Below are 23,715 nucleotides of genomic sequence, written 5' to 3'. Positions count from 1 at the left end.
AATCATTTAATTCTATATCAGGATAATAGAAATTTATTAAGAGTTATGATAGATATAACCTAAACTCTGACCAATACTAATAGCTTTTTAGACATGATATATATGATGTTAAGCCTCTCTAAAATATCTTTTTCTAAACCAAAATGCTAAATTAACCAGGGCAACAAGTGCGGGAACTTCAACCAAAGGACCTATAACACCTGCAAAAGCCTGTCCGCTATTAATTCCGAAAACACCAATAGCCACAGCAATGGCCAATTCAAAATTGTTACCTGTTGCTGTAAATGCTATAGAAGTACTTTTAGAATAATCAGCTCCAAAGTAGCGGCCTGTAAAGAAACTAATTACAAACATAACTGTAAAGTATATAACTAATGGTATCGATATACGCAATACATCCATTGGGATCTGAACTATTAACTCGCCTTTAAGGCTAAACATAACGATGATAGTGAATAGTAATGCTATTAAAGTAATAGGAGAGATGAAAGGAACATATTTTGTTTGAAACCATTCTAAGCCTTTTAATTTTATCAGCGCATATCTGCTAATAAAACCCATTGCAAATGGAACGCCTAAATAAATACCTACGCTTTCTGCAATTTGTCCAATACTAATGTCTATTGAAAAACCATTATAACCAAAATAGGGAGGCAGGATCGTAATGAATATATAAGCATAAACGCTATATAGTAAAACCTGGAAAATACTGTTAAGGGCTATTAATCCTGCCGCATATTCCCGGTTTCCATCAGCAAGATCATTCCATACCACAACCATTGCAATACAACGTGCAAGACCTATAAGTATAACCCCAATCATATATTCAGGATATCCTTTAAGGAATAATAAGGCCAATATAAACATTAAAACAGGACCTATTACCCAGTTGAGCAGGAGTGATGCACTTAAAACCTTTATATTTGAAAAAACCTCACCTATTTTACTGTAATTAACTTTCGCAAGAGGAGGATACATCATAAGAATTAATCCTATTGCTAAGGGAATATTTGTTGTGCCACTTGAGAAAGAGTTGATAAAATCTCCACTTGATGGTATGAAATAACCTATGCTTACTCCAACGACCATTGCGAGGAAAATCCAAAGTGTAAGGTATCGATCTAAAAATCCAAGTTTTTTTCTTTCAGCAACAGGACTGCAATTATTTGAAGACATATTTATTTTTTTATTTGAGAGAATACATAAAACATTTCACTGGCTATCTGTAGGCTTCTTTCTTTGTATTTTTCCGCCTGTTGAGGTGTGTTGTCAAATGCTTTAGGATCTTCATAGGTTATGGCTATCCTTTTTTCAGCTCCGGTTATAAATGGGCAACCACCATCTGCTTGTGAACAGGTCATTATAGCAGCAAACTCTTCTTCCGGATTAAAATCATCATAGTATGCTTTTGAGAAAGCAATCACTGGATGCTCGTTTTCAGCATATTTTACAGCATATACAGGGTTACTTCCTTCGGAAAGGCTTTGAATTTTAAAACCTATGTTCTTTAATGTGTCAGCTACAACCGGGAACATGGCTGTGGCTTCAGTTCCTCCTGAGTAGCAGTATACATTTTGTACACGATAGTGAGCAGCAGCTGTCTGAGCCCATATTTGCGCCAAATGACTCCTGCGGGAATTATGAGTACAAATCAGGTTTAGTCTTATTTGTTTATTTTCAGTTGATTTTCCTTGTATGTAGTTTATAAGAGGCTGAAGTATTTCTTTACGTTCTTTTGAAATACTTTCAAATTCTATATTATTTACTACGTTATTTATCTCAGGGAATAGTATGCTTTCGGTTTTCATTGAAATATTTTTAGCAGCAGCCGCCTCCGGGCGTACAGCTGTTGGTTGAATTTTTTGAAATATCGATAAGGTTAATTTTCTTTTTCTCTTTAGGCGCTCCGCATTGATCTGAGGCCAGGCATGCCGTTTGCTTATTTAGTAATAAAAAGTTTGTACCGTCAAACCCCAGATCATATTTACCTATTGTTTTGTCCTGATATTCTACTTCAATTTCAAAATCTCCAATGTTTAGAACTTTTTCCGATAGGTCAATTATTTTCTTCAGTTTTTCAGGTTTCAGGCGGTGGTCTTCATCGTTTGAATCTTCCCATAACTGAAAGTTTACCACTGTTTCTTTACGGATTGTACCTCCACAGTCAATAAAATCTTTTGTTATAAGCCCTACTTCGGTAACATGGAAATTCTCAGGAACATAAGATCCGTCCGGTAGTTGAAACGACAGCTTTTCAACTGTATTCAAATAATTTTTGATTTCAGATAACTTCATAATTATACTATTTAAGTTTAGCAACAATCGTTCTTTTTATTTTTTGTGTAATTGTCTATTTGCTGAAAAAACGATTTGATTTTTTCAAATCCTTCTTCGTTAATGCAGTAACATATAGCATTGCCTTCAATATTTCCTTTAATCAACCCAGCATTTTTTAATTCTTTTAAATGTTGAGAAACTGTAGGCTGGGCGAGAGGCATTTCATTTACGATATCACCACATATACAGGTGTCAACTTTCATAAGGTATTCCAGTATTGCAATTCGTGCCGGATGCCCTATAGCTTTTGCTAAAACGGCAAGTTCATTTTGCTTTCCTGTGAAGTGATCAGTTTTTGTAATCCCCATTGTAATATATTTATATTGCAATATTACGATAAACTTTTTAAATTGAAATTATTTGTATGTTAAGAATTATAAATTACTCATTATTAGTGGTAATAGATGTAAAATAGTAATTGGTTTAATTTATTCTAAATCTGAATTACTGTTGTAATTTAGTGGCTTGCTTTATATTGTATACATTTATCTGATAATAATTTGAAAGAGAAGGAATGCTGCAATTTAAGGATAGAAGATTAGTTACATTTGGTGCCCATGTTAAGGCTATTCGTTTAGGTAAAGGTTTAGAGTATGCTGATTTAGCTCGTGAAACGTCTTTGTCTAAAAGTGACATTGCTGCTATTGAAGAAGGAAGTAAGAACTTTGCGTTTACAACTTTGCTGGAACTTGCAAAAGGATTGGGTGTGAATCCTTCCAATCTGTTGGATTTTGATTTTCAGTGATAATAAATAATCCTTATTTATATAAATAAAAAAAACTGCTCAGTCAAATGAGCAGTTTTTTATTTTAGATTAAGGCTTAATTCTTAATCTATTTGTATTTTATATTTATGCTGATAATGTCGGAAGTAAGGTTTGTAGACCTGCTATAGTGACCATATCTGATTTCTAATGCACTAAAATGTTTTATCCCAAAGACACCATCGGGTGTGGCAATACGAACCCCCATACCAAAAAAACTACTGTCAAATTTTGAAAGGTCATAATTACTGGTATAATATTGCTCGGATCCAGTATGTTGTCCGTATGGGCTGAAATATTTCACAGCACTTTGCGAATAATACCTATAGAAAGGGCTCAGGGAAAAGAAGGGAGACAGTTTAACGGGTACTTCAATATCCGCAGTATGTGATGTCAGTTTCCAGTCGTCAGTATAATAACGGTAATAAGCACGTATAATTACATTATCTCCTAAGAAATAACTTGCTCTCACTGCCAAAGGGATTTTGAATCTGCTGTCAGGCAGATTTTCCTGATGTACGCTACCGTCATTAAAGTAAACCCTGTGGAAAGGCAGACTTAAATAGCCCTGCTGAGAAACAAGATCTGCCTGGAAGAGTACCTGAAGGTTTTGATTTACAACCTGAGAATAGCTAAGGGTACCGGCAAAAGTGTTTCTTCCTTCTGTACCACCATTTTCAATGGTCGGTCGAAGTTCTATCGGGTTTATTAGTTTTACCTGATCAATATAGGTTTGGAATCTTGCAGTAAACTCGCCATTACGATCTTTGGTTTTTTTAGAATAGTTTATGTTTCCACCAAAAGACTGATAATCAAACTCTGTTGAAGACGAAACTCCCGCACCTATGGTATTTCCTTTCTCTTCATTTTCCCTGCTATAACTTACAGAAGGGTAGAAGCGAATGTCGGAATAGGAAGCCGAAGAATTTGCACTAAGGTCAACCATATCTGAAGAGGCCGAAGAATACTGGTCTACACCAACTTCAAAATCCCATGTATGTTTTTTTCCCGTCTCGCCATATTTAACAAACTTAACATCAATGCTATTGGAAATATCGGTAAGTTTTTCCGTTCCGATACCTCCGGTAACAGCAGAATTATTTCCATCCTGCTTATAATAACTCGAAACAAGATTAATTTCTTCCAGCTTTAACTTTTGAGCTTTATAGGCTATAGAGTCGGTCTGTACATTATCCTGTGCAGTTGCACGTAAAAAACCCAGAAGCGCAAAGCCTGTAATAAATATACGTTTCATATAATTTTACTTTAAGGGTTAATTACATCCGCAGCCACCGCCGCTTTTTCCTGAATTGGCACCTGATGAACCCTCTCTGTAACTCTGAAAACTTAATTCTGTTTTTTCTACTTTACGGTTGGAAAGTGCCATTTCGGCATCATTTATTTTATTTTTCTGGTATTCTTTTACAGAAGTACAGGAAAATGATCCTGCACCTGCGAGTACCAGAATGCTCAGGCAATAGATACGTCGTCTCATGTTGTTTTAATTAAGGTTAATATCTTTGGAGGTATAAATTTTATTATTATCGTCTATAATGATACAATGCAGGTCAGGAATCTGATCGATAAGGTATAATCCTGCTTTTATTCCCATAACTGCAATAGGCGTGGCCATGGCATCGGCAAATTCAGCATTAGCACTTATAACAGTCACGCTTTTTATTCCGGATATGGGCAAGCCTGTTTTTGGATCAATAGTATGCGAATATTTTTTTCCGTCAATTAATATGTATTTTTCATAATTTCCAGAAGTAGCTACGGCTTTGCCGGAAATATCTACGTAAGAGAATATGTCCTGTGGCCTGTCGGGATTTGAGATTCCTATGCGCCATTGGCGTCCGTCAGGTTGCAAACCCCAGGCTGTAAGATCGCCACTGGCATTAATAATGCCACTTTGAACACCTTTTTTTATAAGTAAGGCTTTGGCCATCTCGGCGGCATAGCCTTTCCCAATTCCACCAAAACCAATGCGCATTCCTTTTTCTTTTAAGAATATGGTATGATTTTCAGGATTGAGGATAATGTTGTTGTAGTTTATCAGATGCACCATCTTTAAAGCATCTTCTTTAGAAGGAAGTTTTTTCATGCTTTTGTCAAAATTCCAAAGGCTTTTATCAATGCTTCCATATGTTATGTCAAACGCTCCCTGGGTTATCCTTGAGATAGCAATACTTCTTTCAATTAGATCGTATACCTCTTTATCAACCTGGACAGGAGCTATACCGGCATTAGCGTTTACTAGACTTGTCTGACTACTCTCGCTAAAGGTGGTAAACAACTTCTCTATACGTCTTACTTCATCAATTGCAGTCTCAATATGGGTTTGGGCAATGCTGTTATTTTCTGCAACAACGGTAAAAGTAAAATTATTACCCATTAGCTTTAGGGACTGCGAGAATGTTTTCATTTATAATCGTATGATTATTTATTAGCAATACAGATATTCTTTATTTCCTGAGTCCATTGCTCAACAGTTATCTCGGGTTTTCCTGACCATGTTTTAATAACTTTTCCGTTAGCATCCAATAATAGGGTATAAGGAAATTGTCCCTGTTTATTGTATTTTTCTGCCAGAGCCTCATTTCGTTTTACCTGATCTGCAGAAAGCTGATTTTTCTTTTTTCTGGGAAAATCGGCATTAACCATTACAAGGTTTTCCCCTGCCATAGACTGGAAAGCCTGACTGTCAATGTAATCTTTTCTTAACATGATACAGGGGCCACACCAATCGGACCCGGAGAAGTTCAGGAGTATAAGCTGATGTTTTTCTTTTGCTATTTTTTTAGCATTTTCAAAATCTGTCTCCCATTGTGTAGGAATCACAAATAAGAGTAATAAGGCAATTAATTTCATATACTTTTTTGTTTTATAAAAATAACGTTAACCCATAAAGTGAATTGTATTTTGAAACTTAAGATTTGCTTAAGATGTAATAATCAATTTTATCCTACCTGAACACCAAAGAGATACCCAACTAAAGCAGAGGCACACATTGCAACCGTGCCCCAAAGACAAATACGTATAATACCTTTAAGCATGTTTGAACCTCCGGCTTTTGCTGCCAAAGCGCCCGAAAAAGCAAGGAATACTATAGCAAAAACATATTGAAGGATTACCATTGATTTTACAGGGGCAAATAAGGCCACAAGCAAAGGCAGAATGCCCCCGGCTATAAAAGCAAATGCTGATGCCATTGCAGCCTGAAAAGGTTTAGCCTGTGTGATTTCATTAATGCCAAGTTCGTCCCTGGCATGAGCTTCAAGTGCATTATGAGCAGTAAGTTGTATTGCGACTTCATGTGCGACCTCGGCTGAAAGTCCTCGTTTTATATATATATCGGTAAGTTCAGCTAATTCGGAATCGGGCATATTTTTAAGCTCATTTTTCTCCCGTTCCAGGTCAGAGTTTTCTATATCACTTTGCGAACTTACAGATACATATTCTCCTGCAGCCATAGAAAGTGCTCCTGCAACAACACCGGCTATTGTAGCTAATACTATTGGATCTCTGGTAGTGCTTGCAGCTGCAATTCCGATTGCGAGACTTGTGGTAGAGAGTATACCATCATTGGCTCCTAGTACTGCAGCCCTTAACCATCCGCTACGGATTATAAAGTGATTCTCAGAATTTATTTTCATTTCAGGATGCTTTGTTACAATAAAGTTAAAGAATTTACAGATATAAAAATCTATTGTATATAATCTTTTTATTAGGAGTTTTTTTATTTATCAGTTAATGGATAAACTCTTGTATTATTTAGAATTAGTGAAAAAAAAAGCTGCCTCTTTTGAGGCAGCCTTATAAACATTTAAAGAAATTTTATTCTTGTCTATTGATATAAACCCAACCGGTTAAAGTTTCTCCGTTTGAGCGTTCAATCATATAGAAGTACGTACCCGTAGGCAGCTCATTACCTTTGTCATCATTACCAACCCATTCCTTAGTGTAGTTAGACTTGCTGTATAGTTGCTGACCGTAACGGTTAAATATCTCAAGTTTTTTAACTTCTAAAGCTGATAAGTCAAAATTATCATTACTACCATCTCCGTTAGGAGAGATACCTCTAGGAATCATACATGATGTGCTTATTACTTCAAACATGTCTGTATTAATACATCCCGCATCTGTCGTAACTGTAACTGTATACTCTCCCGGTTTAGAAGGAACAATTTTTTGCTCTGCAGCAGTAAATCCTTCAGGACCTGTCCATGCATAGGTAGCACGATCAGTATCAAATGAGCCATCAGTATTAACCACTTCAAGATAGTAAACATTTGAGTCACATTCATCAACAAAAGAGAACTCTGGTGTAGCTGTAATTGTTACATCAAAGAAGTTTTGGTCAAAACATTGCGCATTACCCAGAGCAGCGACATAAACATACAGACGTTGAGATGCTGTAATTGTCTCACCTGCACTTAGAATTGTTCCTGTTCCATTTTCTCCTGTATAATAATTATTACCCTCAGTTAATGCAGGAAGCACATAGCTATCGCAGGCATTAACATCTTCAGGTGCATCAGCTACTGGAGTTGGTACGACAGTTACGGTAGAAGGTATAGTAAACACACATCCTTCTTTAGTTACTGTTACTTCATAAGTACCACCCTCTGTTACAGTTATTGAGCTTGTTGTATCAGGTAGTGTAACATTATCAAGTGCCCATACATACGTTGCATTTGAGAAATCTTCGCCTGCATCAGGAGTTACTGCAATAGTAGCAGAAGTGCCTTCACAGATAGTCTGATCTGCTGTAACAGTAAATTTAGGAGGAATGTTTGATAGGATAGTCTGGAAAGACAGAACCTTAGCACATGGCTGTCCAACTCTCATAATCCTAACCCAAATAGTAGTTGTAGCATTAGTTACAAAAGTAGTAGGTATATTATTAGTACCACCAGCTACAGCATCTGCTTCTGTAGTATAGAATGTGAAGGTATAATTTGGCATTTCAGATGCATCAAATGCATTAGCAACAGCTTCGTTAAGATCGAAAGTAACATCGTTACCACACTTAGTAAGATCTACAGGATCATTTGCAGGGATTATCTGCTCCTGAACTTTTATAGAGAAGTCACTTTCTCTCATAATAACGTTACCATTACATAACTCATAAGAAGCACGTGCAGTCATTGTAGTTATACCGCCTTCTAGTGCACATACCTGAATATCTTTAGATGTACTATAAAGTTCACCATCTTTAAACCACTCGAAGGTAGCAGTAGGGTCTCCGTTTGGTGTAAATCTCCAGGCTTCATTAGAAGCAGACCAATCTCCAGTGTTTCTTCCCGGAGCAGTAAACCCTACAGTTCCATCTTCATTTTGCACACCAATAACACCAACACCGCCTTGCCAAGAAGTACAAGGAACTCTTCGTTTAACGTAAACTTCTATAATGTTAGTAATCTCGTAGATAACAATCTGTGAACTTTGAGCGCCAATGGCCTGGTCTTCTGCGCTGTCAGTACTACAGCCGAATTGCGCAAGTTCATTAAAGCTAACTACAAATGCACGACAAGGGTAGTTTCCTAATACCTGATAGTTGATGTTAGGGTTGTCCCAACTATTATTATCTGGATTAGGGTTAGTATCTTGATAAACACCATAAATAGCGTTTTTTATCGGGAATGAAGTATCAGGTACACTCTGGCTGAACGACCATGGACTAAATGCGCCATTAGCCTGATCAGCATTAAAGCTTACTACACCATTAGAGCCTACCTGGGCAGCATTGTAAACGCCTCCCATAAAACAGAATTCAAATGGCAATACAACCCTAGGACCCCAAATATCATCTACGTCAATGGTAAGTTCAGTACCACCAAGTGTTGGGAAAGGTTGTACATAAGGTATACCTTCTACTTCATATGAAGTTGTTTGCGAAGCGCCTTCATAATAATTAGCGCTAAAGTTTACACATAAATTTTCGTCAGGACATATTATATATTCAGTATCCGGTGCGATAATATTAAGCTCATCATCTACGACACTAACGTCTGCACAAGCAGGCGGAGTAAAGATTGAGAACCTAAGTGCTCCAGACCAGAAACTTTTATCATTAGTATCCATATCACAAATAGCTCTTACGTAATATTCGTAAAGCGTGCCTGCAGAAACGTTTGCCAATACATATTGTGGTTGGTCTACAATTACACTTGTTGTTGGAGCAGTCGATGGGAATGCACCACCCTGAGGCTGTATAACAACTTCCCATTGTGTTTCACTACCACCCGGAGTCCAGCTAAGCAATGTAGTGTTAGAAGCGTTTACAACGCTCTCACTTACCAGGTTAGTAGGTTGAGGACATGTAATAACCGAACAATATGGCATACCTTCATAAATAACTGTTTCCCTTTCAGATGCACCTGATCCGGCAACTTTGTTAAACACTGTTTGGCTGTTAAAGTTATTTACGATTGATAATCCTATACCAGACTCATCCCAAGTACCTTTATTCCAGTATACCTGATAAGGGATACCTGTACAAAGAGGTATGGTAACAGTTTGAGGGCCTTCTCCACTGGTGAAATCGGCTCCAATAGTTGCTACAGTAATTCCACTTTGTGTTATACTTACAGTGTCACCATTCCAACCCCATCCGGTGCCAGTCATTGTAAAGTTATATAAACACTGATCTACTACTTCACAAACATTTGTGTGGAAGTCAAACGGACCACTCCAACGGCTTTTATCACCAGGGCCACAAACAGATCTAACATAGAATTGATAATTCGTAGCAGGAGTTAAGCCTGGATAAGGGAATCCATTGGTTGGGGCAGGAGTACCCACAGTGTTTGTTTGCGGTATTGCACCTCCTTGAGGAACTACATATACTTCCCATTCTGTGGCAGAACCTACTTCAGTCCAGTTTAATGTAACCTGAGTCATACCAGCGTCAGTAACGTTAAGGTCAATAGGCTTAGGACAAGTTAAAACTTTAGCTTCAACGTTGTCTACAGCTGCAGGCGTCTCTCCGCCACTCCATGCATTATTTACCCATTGGAAAACAAAACGCTGAGTTGTACCGGCTTGTGTTGATGTAAGAGGAATAACAAAATTTTCATTTTTCCAGATACCATTGTTGAAAAGATTCTGTGTGGTTATTTCTACACCATCACCACCGTTAATTTGGTTACCGGCAACAGGCAGATAACTTAAAGGAACCATCCATACAGAAAGGTAATCGCCACCCCATTCTTCGCCTATACTTTTCCAGTCAAAAGTAAAGTCAAGTTCTGTCGTTCCGGCAGGAATTACGATATCTCTGTAAGCATGGATTATTGATTCCTGATCGTTAGTGAATGCATTTGAAACTCCATTATCGTTAGTTACATACATAGATTGTGCAGGAGTGTTGAATGTCGCACCACCAACAGCCCATGTATTAGGCTGATCAAGGCTGATAAATGTATAATCAGCTGCACCAGCGTCAAAGCTTTCTGCATATGGAAGAACAGCAGGAACCTGAGGTGTATTAAAGTTGTTTCCACCAACCCAGAAACTGTTTCCATCAGCCGCTCCACAATTACTCCTTATCCATATAAAGTAATTAGTATTCGCAGGAAGACCTGATATAGTAACTGATGTTCCTGATATACCTGTACCTGTAGGTGTTGTCCCTGCAACAGGAGGAACCGGGCTTGTAGTTAAATAATATTCATAGCTGTCAGGAGCATCATTAGGAGCTGTCCATGTAAATGTAACATTGTTCTCATCTATAGACGTTAAAGTAACATCGGTAGGTGCAGAACATGTAATTACAGAGAATCCTACATTGTCTACCGCAGCAGGGATAGTTCCGCTACTCCAGCTGTTTTCCCATTCAAAAATAACTCTTACAATAGTGCCATTCCATGATGGAGGAATATTTACAACATTATTGGCAGTTTTCCATACGTTGTTATTGAATAAGTCTGGACCTACATTTATTACATTAGGATTAGAACCAACCTGTTCACCAGCAATAGGACTAAATGTAACCGGAGCAACATAGGCTCTTAATACATCTGACCCCCATTCTACACCAACACTTTTCCAGTCAAAATTAAGAAGAACCTGACCTGATGCGATTGTAGCAGGAAGCTGAATATCTCTGTAAGCATGAACTATGCTAAGTCCATTACTGTTATTATAAGAGTTAGTAACACCACCATCGTCAGTAACATATAGCGATTGTGTAGGGCTATTGCTAGTAGCAGTACCTACAACCCATTCATTATCATTTGAAGTGTTGAATGAATAACTTTGAGGTGTACCGTCAAAATTCTCAGCATACGGCATAGTAGCCGGAATCTGAGGTGTTACAAATTTAAGCGGACCTACCCAGAAACTTTTCCCGTCTACACCACAATCACTTCTTACCCAGAAATTATAATATGTAGAAACGGCAAGTCCCGGAATCGCCACAGTTGTGTCAATTGTGTTACCTGTAGGGGTTGTTGTTGCTACCGGAGAAGTTCCGTCTGTTGAAATATAATAATCATAAGACCCCGGTGCAGAAGCAGGAGGTGTCCATGAGAATGTAGCTGTATCTATCGTTAAAGCATCAAGTACTAAATCGCTAGGTGCAGGACAGGTAATTACACTTAGTCCTACATTATCAATAGCGGCAGGTATAGTACCACCTCCCCAGCTGTTTCTCCATTCAAAGATTACTCTTCTTACGGTACCATTCCAGCTTGCAGGTACATCAATAACATTATTAGCGGTTATCCATTGATCATTGTCAAAATAATCAGGGCCTGATTTAACAATATCACCGCCTTCATTAATTTCCTGCCCTACAGTTGGAGTAAATGTAACAGGAGCGATATAAACCTTCATTAAGTCGCTTCCCCATTCAACGCCCATACTTTTCCAGTCAAAATTCAGAAGAATCTGTCCTGATGGAATATTAGCAGGTAGCTGTATGTCTCTGTAAGCATGAACTACTGTAAAGTTAAACGAATCATAACCATACGTTGTACCGTCATTACTTATATATAATGATTGTGTTGGGCTACTGCTTGTTGAAGTACCCACAATCCATTCGTTAGGGCTGTTGGTTCCATTAGCTAAAGTAAAATTGTGTGCGCCAGCATCAAAGTTCTGAGCATATGGCATAGTAGCCGGAATCTGAGGTGTAGTAAACATTACAGGTCCGGTCCAGAAGCTAATGTCAGTATCGCTACAATGAGATCTTACCCACACAAAATAATTAGCAGATGTAATTAATGGAGTTATTGTAGCAGTTGTTTGCGTGCCCGGTACAGTTTGCGTTGGTGCAGTACTGGCTAAAGGTGCTGTGTTGGTTTGTGATACATAAACATCATATGTTGTCGGAACAACAGATGGAGCTGTCCATTCAACTACTGCCTGAGTAACGTTTAAATCCTGTACAATCAGGTCACTTGGCTGAGGACATGTAACAACCTTAAATTCAATATTATCAATTGCTGCCGGAGGGGCAGATCCAACGCTACCGTCATTAGTCCACTCAAATACAAGTTTAACTAACGTTCCGTCCCATGATGCAGGGGGAGTGATAATATTATTTGAGGCTTGCCAGTTCATACTAAGATTACGATTTGTACCTATTCTGATACCATCGCTATCTGTTATTTGTGAACCGGGTGTAGGAGTAAATGAATCAGGTACAAGCCATACGTTGATGAAGTCACAACAAGATTCACCAAAAGCTTTCCATTGGAATGAAAGGCTTAACTGATCTACTGTGGCAGGCAATATTAGCGTTTTGTATGCATGAACTATTGAAGAAGCTCCGTCTGAATAAGCATTGTTAACGCCATTATTATTCGATATGTAAAGTGATTTATTTGGACTGAAGTTAGTTGCAGTGCCTACAAACCATTTATTAATCTCTGTTCCATTTGACAGAGTAAAGCCTGAATCGGCTCCGTCAAAATTTTGATAATAGTCTAACTGAGTCGCAACCTGACTTGTGTTAAACACATAGGGGCCTGCCCAGATACTATAATTACCATTACCACAATTTTCTCTTACATAAAACTCGTAAGCTGTAGCAGGGGTAAAAGGAGTAATTGTTGCACCCGTAGTGCTTCCTACTGTATTCCCTGTATTTGAGGTTACTGTAGTAGCGTTAGCAGCAGATGGCAATCCTGAACCGGCTGGTTGTACAGCCATTTGCCAGGAGGTTGCACCTACTGTTCCGGGATTCCAGCCTAATGTCGCTGTTGTTCCCGTAATACCGGTTACATTACCACCTGTAGGCTGCGGACAGAATACCTGTTGTATTATTAAAGTATACTGTGTTGTTTGCGGAGTACCGTTTGTAGATATTACAAAATAATAAGTGGTACCAGCTGTCATAGCAAATGAAGCATTGTTATATGCAGATGTTGCAGATGCAAGACCACCTGTTAAACACGAAACACCAATACTAGTACAGTTATTATATACAAAAAGACCTGCCGGTCCCCCTGTACCTGTCAGGGTTATATTGTAATTTCCTGTTACGTTAGGAGTGTATGAATATACTACGTCATTTCCTGCCAGGTAGTTTCCTGAACTACCACAGCCTGTACCAGGCAGGCCTTCATAAAAGTCACTGTTGTCAGAAGTATTACCTGAGGCGCTCTGATTACCCGACCCTAAAACAATTGGATCAGCACAGGTATCTCCCTGACACCTTGTTTTGAATAATGTTGGGCCAACCCATTGGCTAATACCTCCGTCATCACACAAAGAACGAACGTAGAATTTATAAGCAGTACAAGCTGTAAGCCCTGTTTTTACATAAGGAAGGTTACCGTTGTAAACTTCTCCTGAACCGGTTGCCGCAAGACCATCCTCTACAACTTCAATTTCCCATTCACTGGCAATATTGTCTGTCCAGCTTAATGATGCTGTTGTAGTCGTAGTGGCTGTAATCACCGGAGTGACAGGAGGCACACACAAGGCACTAACCTTTACATCGTCTATAAACCAACGATCTTTATCATCACCTTCCATAAGGAAAGCTACTCTAACCTGTGTTCCCGGTGCCCATAAAGCATTTGCCGGTATCGTAATGATCTTTTCAGTCCATTCCGTCTGAACCGGGTTAAGTGTCAGTTCAGAATAGGTTGTTAAAAGGAAAGCTGCATTACTGTTAAAATCTGCAGGAGTTGGTGTAGCCCCTGTATCTGGCATGAGGTATACTTTGTATATACCGCCGTTGTCACCCGCAATAGTAAGTCTTGACTGAAATCTTAGTTCAGCATTTGCTACCATAGGGAAAGCTTTAGTAACAAGCCAGTCTGCCGGGATGGCATCCGTTGGTGCTACGTTCTCCTTTTGAAGATACGCAGAGTGTCCTGAACCCCCATAAGGTGGTTGTTGGGTGTTGCCCGGAATCGTTTGGATCCAGGTCTGTAATGGTCCGAATTGATTTATGACGACCCAGTTTGGTGGTGCTGCCGGGCTACCTGTCCATGGATCATCAAAGTGCTCCACAGGTAACTGCGCATACGCAAAAAAGGACATCAACAATCCGAAGATCATTAAAGTAATTCTTTTCATTGTTAATGTAGTTTAAGTTAATTTAATTTAAACCTTCTGCTGTTTTAACAGTAAGATTATAGCAATGTTAAGAATTGTTAAGATTCGTTTTCTGTTTTTGTTCTTATTTATATGTATAAAAATAGTGACATATAGCTAGATTATTGGTGACAGTATTGTTATAAATAGTTGTTATTTAGTTATTTGTGTTTAAAAAAGGTGTTTTTTTTAACAGAATGTAAATTATTGATTTTTTATAAGATAGATTGCTAAAATGTTATCAGTAATTTACTACATGTTTCTTTGTTGTACGAATTATTTAATGTTTTCACAATCTAATATCGTGATTTTAATAGTTATAGATTTGCTATGTATTCATACAAATCCAAGTCTTTTGGTAATTCCATTTTACTAACAAGGCGTTCTTTTCTTTTTTTGCAAGCATCAGATGTTATGTTAAGTAAATGAGCAATTTCTTTATACGATAAGTTCATATACATATAAGCAATGAATCTAATTTCACTAATATTTAATGTTGGGTGAGCTGCTTTAAGTCTTGTAAGAAAACCGGAGTTCACTTCCTGAAAATGAGAAATAAAATCATCCCAGTCATTATCAGTTTTTATATGATGTTTGAGCGATTCTACGTAAGAAGCTAAGGTGCTATCTTTTGAATATTTAGGTCTTTTTGAAAGGTAGTTTAATATTTCCTCAATTAATTCATTACGCCCGGAAAGATGCAAAGCTTTTGCTGAGAGCTTTCTGTTTCTGGTATCAATTTCATTTTTTAGACGTTCTTGTTCTTTAGTTGAATTTAAAACCTTTTGTTCAAGTATCAGGCTGTTGTTTTTTTCACGCAGAAGATTAAGTTCGCTATTTTCCTGATTTCTCTTTGCTACAATATTTTTTTGTCTTAATACAATGATTATGAATAGTACCATAACCAGTATTATGGTGATTATACAATATAATATCCAACGTTCATGAACTATTTTGTCCTCCTTTTCAATTAATTGTTCTTTATAATTTTGTATTTCAAACTTTACCCTGTTGTTTTCAAATAATCTTCCGTTTTTTATATCGTTGAGTTTTTTTTCAATATCAATAATTGAATCTTTATATGATAAGGCTTTTTCCAGATTACCACTTTTTTTGAAGATATCGGATAATAACTGATAAGTGTCTTTTTTTATGTCGATAACCGGCTTTTTATCAAGGACTTTTAAAGCAAACTCTGAAGCCATTTCGTAATTGTTTTCACTTAAGTAACTTTTAGATATTAATGACCATAGAAAAACATCTACGTTTAATGCATTAGAATAATCAGGGTTGTTTAATAGTTCAAAAGCCTCTTTTCTGGCAATGTGACTATTGCCCAACAAGAGATCGTTTTCTATCAAAAGAATTTTTGCAGAGAGCAAATATTCTTCTTCTAAATATTTTAATGATTCTTTTAAATAGTATCGCGCTTTTTCAGGTTTCTCGAGTTTGTTATAGATGTATCCTATATTCATTACAGGGAGGCCTTTTCTTGCATCAATATTTTTTTCTTTTGCCAGTTGATAGGCTTTAGTGTAATATTCTAAAGCTTTATCATAAATCTTTTCTTTCGTGTAAAGATTAGCAATGTTATTAAGGGATGCAATTTCATCCTTAGCGTCTAATTTACTTAATGCAATGGTGTAGCTTTCCAGAAAATAATTTAATGCTTCTCCATAGTCAAACATTTCATAGTAGGTATTCCCTATGTGAAAAGTAGCATCATAAAGTTGTCTGTCCCACTTGTATTTATTGGCAATTGACCGAGCTTCTGTAAAAAACTCTAAAGAATGTATATAATCCCTTTTTTTGAATGACTCTACACCTTTACTGATTAGAGAGTCACAAACCTCTTTTGTATTTGACATCAGGATATTTGTCACCAGTAAAAAAAGAAGGCATAGACAGATTCTCTTTATGTTTATTTTAAGTAGCATTTTTAAGCAGTATAAATCTTATTTTGTACAGAGTAAATGTAAGAAATATACCCGATGATATAATGTTTTCTATTCAAATTTTGACTAAAATGATAAAGAATAGACTTGTTTGTTGTCTTTTTGTCAATAATTCAATACAAATAACAATATGATTGATTATAATATGTTTTTTTAAGTTTAATTTTGATAAATTGACTGTCGTTGGTTTTATTTTTTTAAGATATTACTTAAATTTTGTACATTAGTATTGCTTATAAATACTAATAAATTTATGACATCACTTAAGATATTTTTGGTTGAAGATGATTCTTTTTTTGGAGAAACATTAAAGTATCATTTAAAACTCAATCCCGATTTCGATGTTCATCTTTTTAAGACAGGTAAAGAATGTCTGGATAATTTATTTTTAAAGCCGGATATAATTTGCCTTGATTTTGGGTTGCCTGATATTAAAGGAGATGTACTGCTTAAAAGGGTTCATCAGTCGAATAATAAAATTCCCATTATTATAATCAGTGGTCAGGAAGATATAGAAGTAGCTGTAAATTTTTTAAAGTCTGGTGCGAGGGATTACATCGTAAAGAATGTACATACCAAGGATATATTATGGAATTCTATTCTTAAGATCAGAGAGAATTTACATCTTATAAATGAAGTTGAAGAGCTTAAGGAAAAGCTTGAACAAAAATTCAGTTTTGAAAATGCCATTATAGGGCAAAGTGAAGCTATTAAGGATGTTTTCAATAAGATTAATAAATCGATTAGAAGCAATATTAATGTTTCTATAACGGGAGAAACCGGTACCGGTAAAGAGGTAGTGGCCTCAGCAATTCATTACAATTCCGAGAGAAAAAATAAGCCTTTTATAGCCGTTAACATGGCAGCTATTCCTAAAGAACTGGTAGAGAGTGAGTTTTTTGGACATGAAAAGGGGGCTTTTACAGGTGCAGACACTAAAACTATAGGAAAGTTTGAACAGGCTAATGGAGGAACCATTTTTTTAGACGAAATAGCGGAACTTGATTTAAATCTTCAGAGTAAATTATTAAGAGTTTTACAGGAAAGGGAAGTGGTACGTTTAGGAGGAACTTCAAGAATAAAATTTGATGCGAGACTTATAATTGCTACCCATAAGGATTTAAAAGAAGAAGTTAAGAAAGGGAATTTTAGAGAAGATTTATATTACAGAATTATAGGGTTACCTATTGAGCTTCCGCCATTACGAGAGAGAGGTAACGATGTACTGCTATTAGCAAAACACTTTATTGATATGTTTGCTAAAGAGAATAAGATGAAACCTCCAGTTTTGTCAAAGGAAGCTAAAGACAGATTGTTAAAATATTCTTTTCCAGGTAACATTCGGGAACTTAAATCTGTTATGGATCTTGCTTGCGTGATGTGTGAAAATGATGAAATTTTAGATTACGATCTTACTTTTTCGAGTATAAATAATACTGATTTTTTCCTGTCCGAAGAAAAAACACTGAAAGAGTTTACGCATGAAATTATAATGCACTATCTGAAAAAAAACAATAATGATGTATTAAAAACTGCCAGGCAATTAGATATTGGCAAATCAACAATATATAACTTAATTCAAGCAACCGAAAAATCCAACTAAATGAAAGTAGCTTCAATATTATTCAGGAATGGTTCTTTTGAACAGGAAAAAAATGATGAGAATTTGATTTTAGCTGATGCTGACCTCGTGCTTGGTTTTGGGGCAAGGGAACTGGTTTCTGATGAAGCAGTTTACACTGAGGTTAAAGAGAAGTTTCCGGTGTCTAAGTTAGTCTTGTGTTCTTCTTCCGGTGAGATAAACGGGACTGAAGTTCTTGACAATACAATTTCATTTACAGTTATTAAATTTTCTTCTACAGTTGTAAAGAGCTCAGAAGTAAATATTTCTGATTTTCCTAACAGTTATGAAGCCGGTAAGGTTTTAATGCAGAATATTGATCCTGTCAATTTAAAATTTGTACTTGTTATTTCTGATGGTGGACTTGTTAATGGAAGCGAACTTGTGAAAGGAATGAATGCTTCTAAAACTGAAGATGTTCTCATAATGGGCGGTCTGGCAGGTGATGCTGCCCGATTTGAAAAAACCGTTGTAGGATTAAATAAATTACCATCTCAGGGACAAATTGTTGCTTTAGGATTCTATGGTGATAAATTAATGGTGTCGCATGGATCATTAGGTGGCTGGGAGAGTTTCGGGCTTGAAAGGACAGTAACTAAATCGAAAGAGAATGTTCTCTCTGAAATTGATGATAAGAATGTATTGGAGTTATATAAAAGCTATTTAGGAAAGTATGCTGAGGAATTGCCGGGTTCGGCTCTTCTTTTTCCATTAGCAATAAAAATGGAAGATAATGAGGAACCATTAGTTAGAACCATACTTTCAATTGATGAAGATCACAGTACAATGACTTTTGCGGGAGATATTCCTGAAGGAAGTAAGGTACGTTTTATGAAAGCTAATTTTGACAGGCTGATTGATGCAGCAAGTGGTGCAGCAGGAGCATGTCTTGATATTAATAGTTTTACACCTAAGTTAGCATTATTGATAAGTTGTGTAGGCAGGAAACTTATTTTAGGAAGCCGTATTGATGAAGAAGTTGAAGCTGTTTCCGAAATTTTTGGAAAACAGACAATGTTGACAGGATTTTATTCTTACGGTGAAATTTCTCCTTTAAAACCTTTTGCCGATTGCGTGCTTCATAATCAGACAATGACGATAACTTCATTAAATGAAATTGATTAACATGAATAATCATAAGCTTTTACAGCGACAAATAAACAAATATATACCTGCAGAGTTAATTGATAATCCTTCGTTTCAGTCTTTCATTAAAGCTGTTAATGATTCCTATATATCTTTTGAAAGAGACAAAGATTTAATGGATCACTCTTTTAAAGAAAGTGAAAAAGAATATCATGAGGTCAATCAGAATTTAAAAAAAGAATATGAATTAAAGCAGGAATCTATTTCTAATCTCTATAAAAGCCTTAGTGAATTAAAAAGTGACAAAAACTTTGAAGATGAAATAAAACAAAATGACCTTCTTTTTATTTCAAGATATATAAGCGACGAAATTCTTAAGAGAAAAGAGACTGAAAAAAAACTTTTTGAAACGGCAGAATTTTTAAGGGTACTGCTTGATAACATTCAGTCAGGAATATTATTTATAGATAATACTGATACAATATTATATGTAAATCAGCATTTATGCGATATAAGGAATATCCATGCTTCTCCACTGGATATGATGGGAAAAAAACCGGATTATTATTTAAACGATGTAACAGCACTTTTTAAAGACCCTGATGCTTACAAAAACAGGATTGTTGAAATAATTAAAAACAAGGATATAGTAACCGGTGAGATACTTGAGACAATTGATGGCCGTTTTATAGAAAGAGATTATATTCCTATTATAGTTGAAGATCAATTTATAGGACACTTATGGAAGTCTACAGATGTTACTCAAAAGATTATAAGTAAAAATTTATTACAACAAAGTGAAGAGCGTAATCGTATAATTATGAATTCTTCATTAAATGCAATAATTACTATTGACATAAAAGGAAAAATTACTTTCTGGAATAATCAGGCAGAAGTTATTTTTGGATGGAAGAGAGATGAAGTATTAGGAAAAACACTTAATGATACAATTATCCCTAATAGGCATAAACAACAGCATTTTGATGGCTTAAAGCATTACCTTGAGACTGGAGAAGGGCCTGTTTTAAATAAGCAAATTGAGCTTCCGGCTATTAATAAGAATAACATTGAATTTCCTGTAGAAATTTCAATTATACCGCTTGAGCAGGATGGAGAGGTTTTCTTCTGTTCGTTTATTCAGGATATATCTGAAAGAAAGAAAGGGGAGGCTAAATTAAGATTACAGGAAGAGAAGTACAGAAATATTATAGCAAATATTAATTTAGGACTTATAGAAGTAAACACAGAAGAGGTTATACAGTTTGCAAACCAAAGTTTTGCCGAAATGAGCGGGTTTGAAGTCGATGAACTTATTGGATTGAGTGCTTTGGATACTTTTGTTTTTGGTGAAAATATTGAAGTAATGAAAGATAAGAACCGTTTGCGAAAAAACGGTATTTCGGATGTATATCAGATTCCGGTAAGAAATAAAAGAGGTGAGTTGAGATGGTGGGCTGTTGGTGGAGCACCTAATTATGATGATAAAGGGAATTTGGTTGGATCGATAGGTATTCATCTTGATATTACTGAGCAAAAACAGATGGAACTCGAACTGGAAAGTGAAAAAATTAAAGCCCAGGAAGCATCAAAAGCTAAAGAAGCTTTTCTCGCCAACATGAGTCATGAGATAAGGACACCTCTAAATGCAATTATTGGTTTCTTGAGAGAACTTGAGAGACAGGGGTTGTCTGAAACTCAAAAGAAATATGTTAATAATAGTGCAATTGCTTCTAAGCATTTGCTTTCTATTATAAATAATATTCTTGATATTTCTAAAATTGAAGCAGGAGAGATGTCTTTGGAAGATGAAGATTTCATTTTTTCTGATGCAATAAGTAATGTAATAACAGTGATGCAACCCATAGCTACTGAAAAGGGATTAAAGCTGTATTCTGATATTGCTGAAAATACGGGTAATGTATTTAAAGGGGATATATTACGATTAGAACAGATACTCTTTAACCTGATTGGTAATTCCCTGAAGTTTACTACAGAGGGATTTATTTCTTTAAACTGCAAAGTTTTAAAAGATAATAATAACTTTCAGGAAGTGTGCATTTCGGTAACTGATACCGGAATAGGTATGGAGCAAAGTTTTGCAAATACAATTTTCAATAAGTTTTCTCAGGAAGATAAATCTACAACACGAAAGTTTGGAGGCACTGGCCTAGGTATGGCAATTACACGGGAGCTTGTACAGTTAATGAAAGGGCATATTACTATTGAAAGCAAAAAAAATGTCGGAACTACTATAAACATTATTCTTCAACTTGAAAAGGGTGTTTTAAAAAATGTAAAGAAACCTCAGAGTGAGATAAATCATGATATTGCCGGAACAAACATTTTGTTAGTAGAAGACAATCAAATGAACAGGATGGTTGTTAATTATACGCTTAACTACTTTAACTGTAAAGTTACAGAGGCGACTAATGGTCTTGAAGCACTTGACATTTTGAAAAAAGATAAATTTGATGTTATATTAATGGATGTTCAGATGCCTGAAATGGGGGGCATTGAAGCTACTAAAATAATAAGGGAAGGATTAAAAATTGATACTCCTATAATTGCACTTACAGCTAATGCTTTTAAGAGTGAAATTGATAAGTGTAAAGAGGCGGGCATGAATGATTATGTCACAAAACCTTTTGAAGAGTCTGTACTTATCGAAACTTTAGCCAGATATACCATTAATAAAGATGTTTTACCCGAAAGTATTATAGAAAGAAGAGATATAGCAAAATTATATGATTTGAAGATTCTCAATAATATGAGTAAGGGAAATAATGAGTTTGTTCAAAAGATGATTTCTATTTTTATTAGTCAGACGGAAGATGTTATAGATAGGGTTGATAAAGCCTTGGTTGATGAAGATTTTCCTCTCGTTAGCCAACTTATCCATAAGATTAAGCCCAGTATTGAAAGCATGGGGATTTTATCTATTATGGAAGATGTTAAGCGTTTGGAAAAAATAGCAAAGGAATCTTCTGATCGAAATCAAATTACAATTTTATTTATCCATATTAAAGATATTCTTTTAGGGGTTATTGAAAAGCTAAAAGAAGAAGTCAAAGTATAATACGTTGGAATATTTTCCAAATAATGGAATAAAAAAAGCAAATTAAATTTATAAATTACTGAAAAACAAACAGTTGTAATTTTGGTTCGAAATTGGTATATACTTTATCAAACAAAAAAGTGATAAAGATGGAAACCCAAAACCAATTTAAATTCTTCATTGTAGACGATGATGTTTTCTGTGCAAATGTTTACGAACAATATCTCACTACATTAGACTACAAAGACATAACTACTTATAGTAATGGCACTGATTGTCTTAACAATTTGCATTTGAATCCGGATATTATTTTTTTGGACCATAATATGGAAGATATTACCGGATTTGAGGTGCTTAAAAAAATTAAACGATATAATCCAAACATTTATGTGGTTATGATTTCCGGTCAGGAAAACATGAAAACAGCCATTGATGCTTTAAAATATGGTGCTTTTGATTATGTAATTAAAGGCAAAGATGTATGTGAAAAGATAGGTGAGGTAATAAATAAAATTATCAGGGTAAAAGAAGAGCTGGCAAAATCTAATCCGGGTATTATAAAACGCCTTCTGTCTATATTTTAAGAACTCCTTAATACTATTGGATATGAAAACTACACTTAAATATCTTTTTATTGTTTTGATTCTGAGCTCTTGCAAAACACAAAATCTGCTTGTAAGCAAAGAACAAAAACCTGAAGATAAGAACACATTTCTATATGATTCAGATTATCAGTACAGGATTCGTAAAGACGATAAGATATCTATATCAGTATGGGGTGAAGATGATTTAAGTGTAGGGTCGGTCTATGGCATCTATAACTCTAACGAAGTTTACGGAAAATGGTTGATGGTAGACATAAACGGAAATATAGAAGTTCCAAAAATTGGCACTACCAATGTTTTAGGTAAAACTGTACCTGAGTTAAAAATTCTACTGACCGAAAAATTAAAAAAATGGCTTGTAAATCCTATCGTTGACATAAAAGTACTTAATAAGGAAATCACAATTTTAGGAGAGGTTAGAAACCCTAATACCATACAGGTTGACAAAGACAACGTTACTTTATTAGAACTGATAAGTAAAACCGGAGGATTTGAGTTTTATGCTAATCTTAAATCGATAAAGGTTTTAAGACAAGAAGGAGAAAATGTCAGGGTCACAAATATTGATCTTACAACAGCAAATGATATTTTGAATACCAATATACAATTACATCCGGGTGATGTTGTAATTGTACCTTCCAAGAAGAACAAGGAATTTGATAAACGCATAGCTACAATTATACCACTGGCTACTACAGTAAGCGCAGCAGCAATTTTAGTGGGACTCCTTTAAAAAC

Annotated in this window: 17 protein-coding genes; 6 read left to right on the top strand and 11 right to left on the bottom strand. The window is 35.8% G+C overall.

The genetic code is table 11. The features are described 5' to 3' along the window. Positions 1-108: 108 nt before the first annotated feature. The 4 genes from arsB to DEU42_RS09020 are packed head-to-tail and all read right to left on the bottom strand — an operon-like array spanning position 109 to position 2,645. The gene (arsB, locus tag DEU42_RS09035; RefSeq protein ID WP_114757970.1) at positions 109-1,176 is read right to left on the bottom strand and encodes an ACR3 family arsenite efflux transporter; all 1,068 of its coding nucleotides are present in this window, start codon (positions 1,174-1,176) and stop codon (positions 109-111) included. 2 nt (positions 1,177-1,178) lie between these two features. Next, a complete protein-coding gene (locus tag DEU42_RS09030) occupies positions 1,179-1,808 on the bottom strand; it encodes a low molecular weight phosphatase family protein (protein ID WP_199509078.1) in 630 nt (209 codons plus the stop codon). A gap of 10 nt (positions 1,809-1,818) precedes the next feature. Continuing rightward, positions 1,819-2,295 (bottom strand): DUF6428 family protein, encoded by a 477-nt coding sequence (locus DEU42_RS09025; protein WP_114757969.1) that lies wholly within the window; start codon positions 2,293-2,295, stop codon positions 1,819-1,821. Positions 2,296-2,312: 17 nt separating this feature from the next. Further along, entirely contained in the window at positions 2,313-2,645 is a 333-nt protein-coding gene (locus tag DEU42_RS09020; protein WP_114757968.1) for an ArsR/SmtB family transcription factor, read from the bottom strand. Between the two features lie 206 nt (positions 2,646-2,851). Here DEU42_RS09020 and DEU42_RS09015 point away from each other — a divergent pair, with 206 nt between their 5' ends. Further along, positions 2,852-3,082 carry a helix-turn-helix domain-containing protein gene (locus DEU42_RS09015; protein ID WP_114757967.1) on the top strand — a complete coding sequence of 77 codons (231 nt, stop codon included), beginning with the start codon at positions 2,852-2,854 and terminating at the stop codon, positions 3,080-3,082. A gap of 88 nt (positions 3,083-3,170) precedes the next feature. Here DEU42_RS09015 and DEU42_RS09010 read toward each other — a convergent pair whose 3' ends face one another. The 7 genes from DEU42_RS09010 to DEU42_RS08980 form a co-directional block, all read right to left on the bottom strand. Then, on the bottom strand, positions 3,171-4,355 hold the full coding sequence (locus DEU42_RS09010) for a DUF3570 domain-containing protein (RefSeq protein WP_114757966.1): 1,185 nt from the start codon (positions 4,353-4,355) through the stop codon (positions 3,171-3,173). Positions 4,356-4,373: 18 nt separating this feature from the next. Then, complete coding sequence (locus DEU42_RS09005) at positions 4,374-4,595, bottom strand: DUF4266 domain-containing protein (protein ID WP_114757965.1); 222 nt, start codon at positions 4,593-4,595, stop codon at positions 4,374-4,376. A 6-nt stretch (positions 4,596-4,601) separates the two neighbouring features. After that, on the bottom strand, positions 4,602-5,525 hold the full coding sequence (locus DEU42_RS09000; protein ID WP_114757964.1) for an FAD:protein FMN transferase: 924 nt from the start codon (positions 5,523-5,525) through the stop codon (positions 4,602-4,604). A 14-nt stretch (positions 5,526-5,539) separates the two neighbouring features. Continuing rightward, positions 5,540-5,971 (bottom strand): thioredoxin family protein, encoded by a 432-nt coding sequence (locus tag DEU42_RS08995; protein WP_114757963.1) that lies wholly within the window; start codon positions 5,969-5,971, stop codon positions 5,540-5,542. A gap of 89 nt (positions 5,972-6,060) precedes the next feature. After that, a complete protein-coding gene (locus tag DEU42_RS08990; RefSeq protein ID WP_114757962.1) occupies positions 6,061-6,756 on the bottom strand; it encodes a VIT family protein in 696 nt (231 codons plus the stop codon). A gap of 181 nt (positions 6,757-6,937) precedes the next feature. Further along, positions 6,938-14,638: a fibronectin type III domain-containing protein gene (locus DEU42_RS08985; RefSeq protein WP_114757961.1), complete on the bottom strand. Its 7,701-nt coding sequence runs from the start codon at positions 14,636-14,638 to the stop codon at positions 6,938-6,940. Positions 14,639-14,973: 335 nt separating this feature from the next. After that, on the bottom strand, positions 14,974-16,524 hold the full coding sequence (locus DEU42_RS08980; RefSeq protein ID WP_158537869.1) for a tetratricopeptide repeat protein: 1,551 nt from the start codon (positions 16,522-16,524) through the stop codon (positions 14,974-14,976). Positions 16,525-16,864: 340 nt separating this feature from the next. On the opposite strand from DEU42_RS08980, the gene DEU42_RS08975 reads away from it, so the two are divergent. The 5 genes from DEU42_RS08975 to DEU42_RS08955 all read left to right on the top strand — a co-directional run bounded on the left by DEU42_RS08975 (position 16,865) and on the right by DEU42_RS08955 (position 23,711). Next, positions 16,865-18,214, top strand: a complete 1,350-nt coding sequence (locus tag DEU42_RS08975) for a sigma-54-dependent transcriptional regulator (RefSeq protein WP_114757959.1) — start codon at positions 16,865-16,867, stop codon at positions 18,212-18,214. Beyond that, a complete protein-coding gene (locus DEU42_RS08970) occupies positions 18,215-19,357 on the top strand; it encodes an FIST signal transduction protein (protein WP_114757958.1) in 1,143 nt (380 codons plus the stop codon). It abuts the gene before it with no gap. Continuing rightward, a complete protein-coding gene (locus tag DEU42_RS08965; RefSeq protein WP_114757957.1) occupies positions 19,344-22,394 on the top strand; it encodes a PAS domain S-box protein in 3,051 nt (1,016 codons plus the stop codon). The genes DEU42_RS08970 and DEU42_RS08965 overlap by 14 nt, the downstream gene beginning before the upstream one ends. 128 nt (positions 22,395-22,522) lie before the next feature. Beyond that, on the top strand, positions 22,523-22,957 hold the full coding sequence (locus DEU42_RS08960; RefSeq protein WP_114757956.1) for a response regulator: 435 nt from the start codon (positions 22,523-22,525) through the stop codon (positions 22,955-22,957). A gap of 22 nt (positions 22,958-22,979) precedes the next feature. Beyond that, positions 22,980-23,711 carry a polysaccharide biosynthesis/export family protein gene (locus tag DEU42_RS08955; RefSeq protein ID WP_114757955.1) on the top strand — a complete coding sequence of 244 codons (732 nt, stop codon included), beginning with the start codon at positions 22,980-22,982 and terminating at the stop codon, positions 23,709-23,711. The last annotated feature ends 4 nt before the right edge of the window (positions 23,712-23,715 follow it).

Origin of the sequence: Flavobacterium sp. AG291 (genome assembly GCF_003350375.1) — a bacterium.
In the GTDB taxonomy this organism is placed as follows: domain Bacteria; phylum Bacteroidota; class Bacteroidia; order Flavobacteriales; family Flavobacteriaceae; genus Flavobacterium; species Flavobacterium suzhouense.
This window is presented reverse-complemented; position numbering and strand designations above follow the sequence as displayed.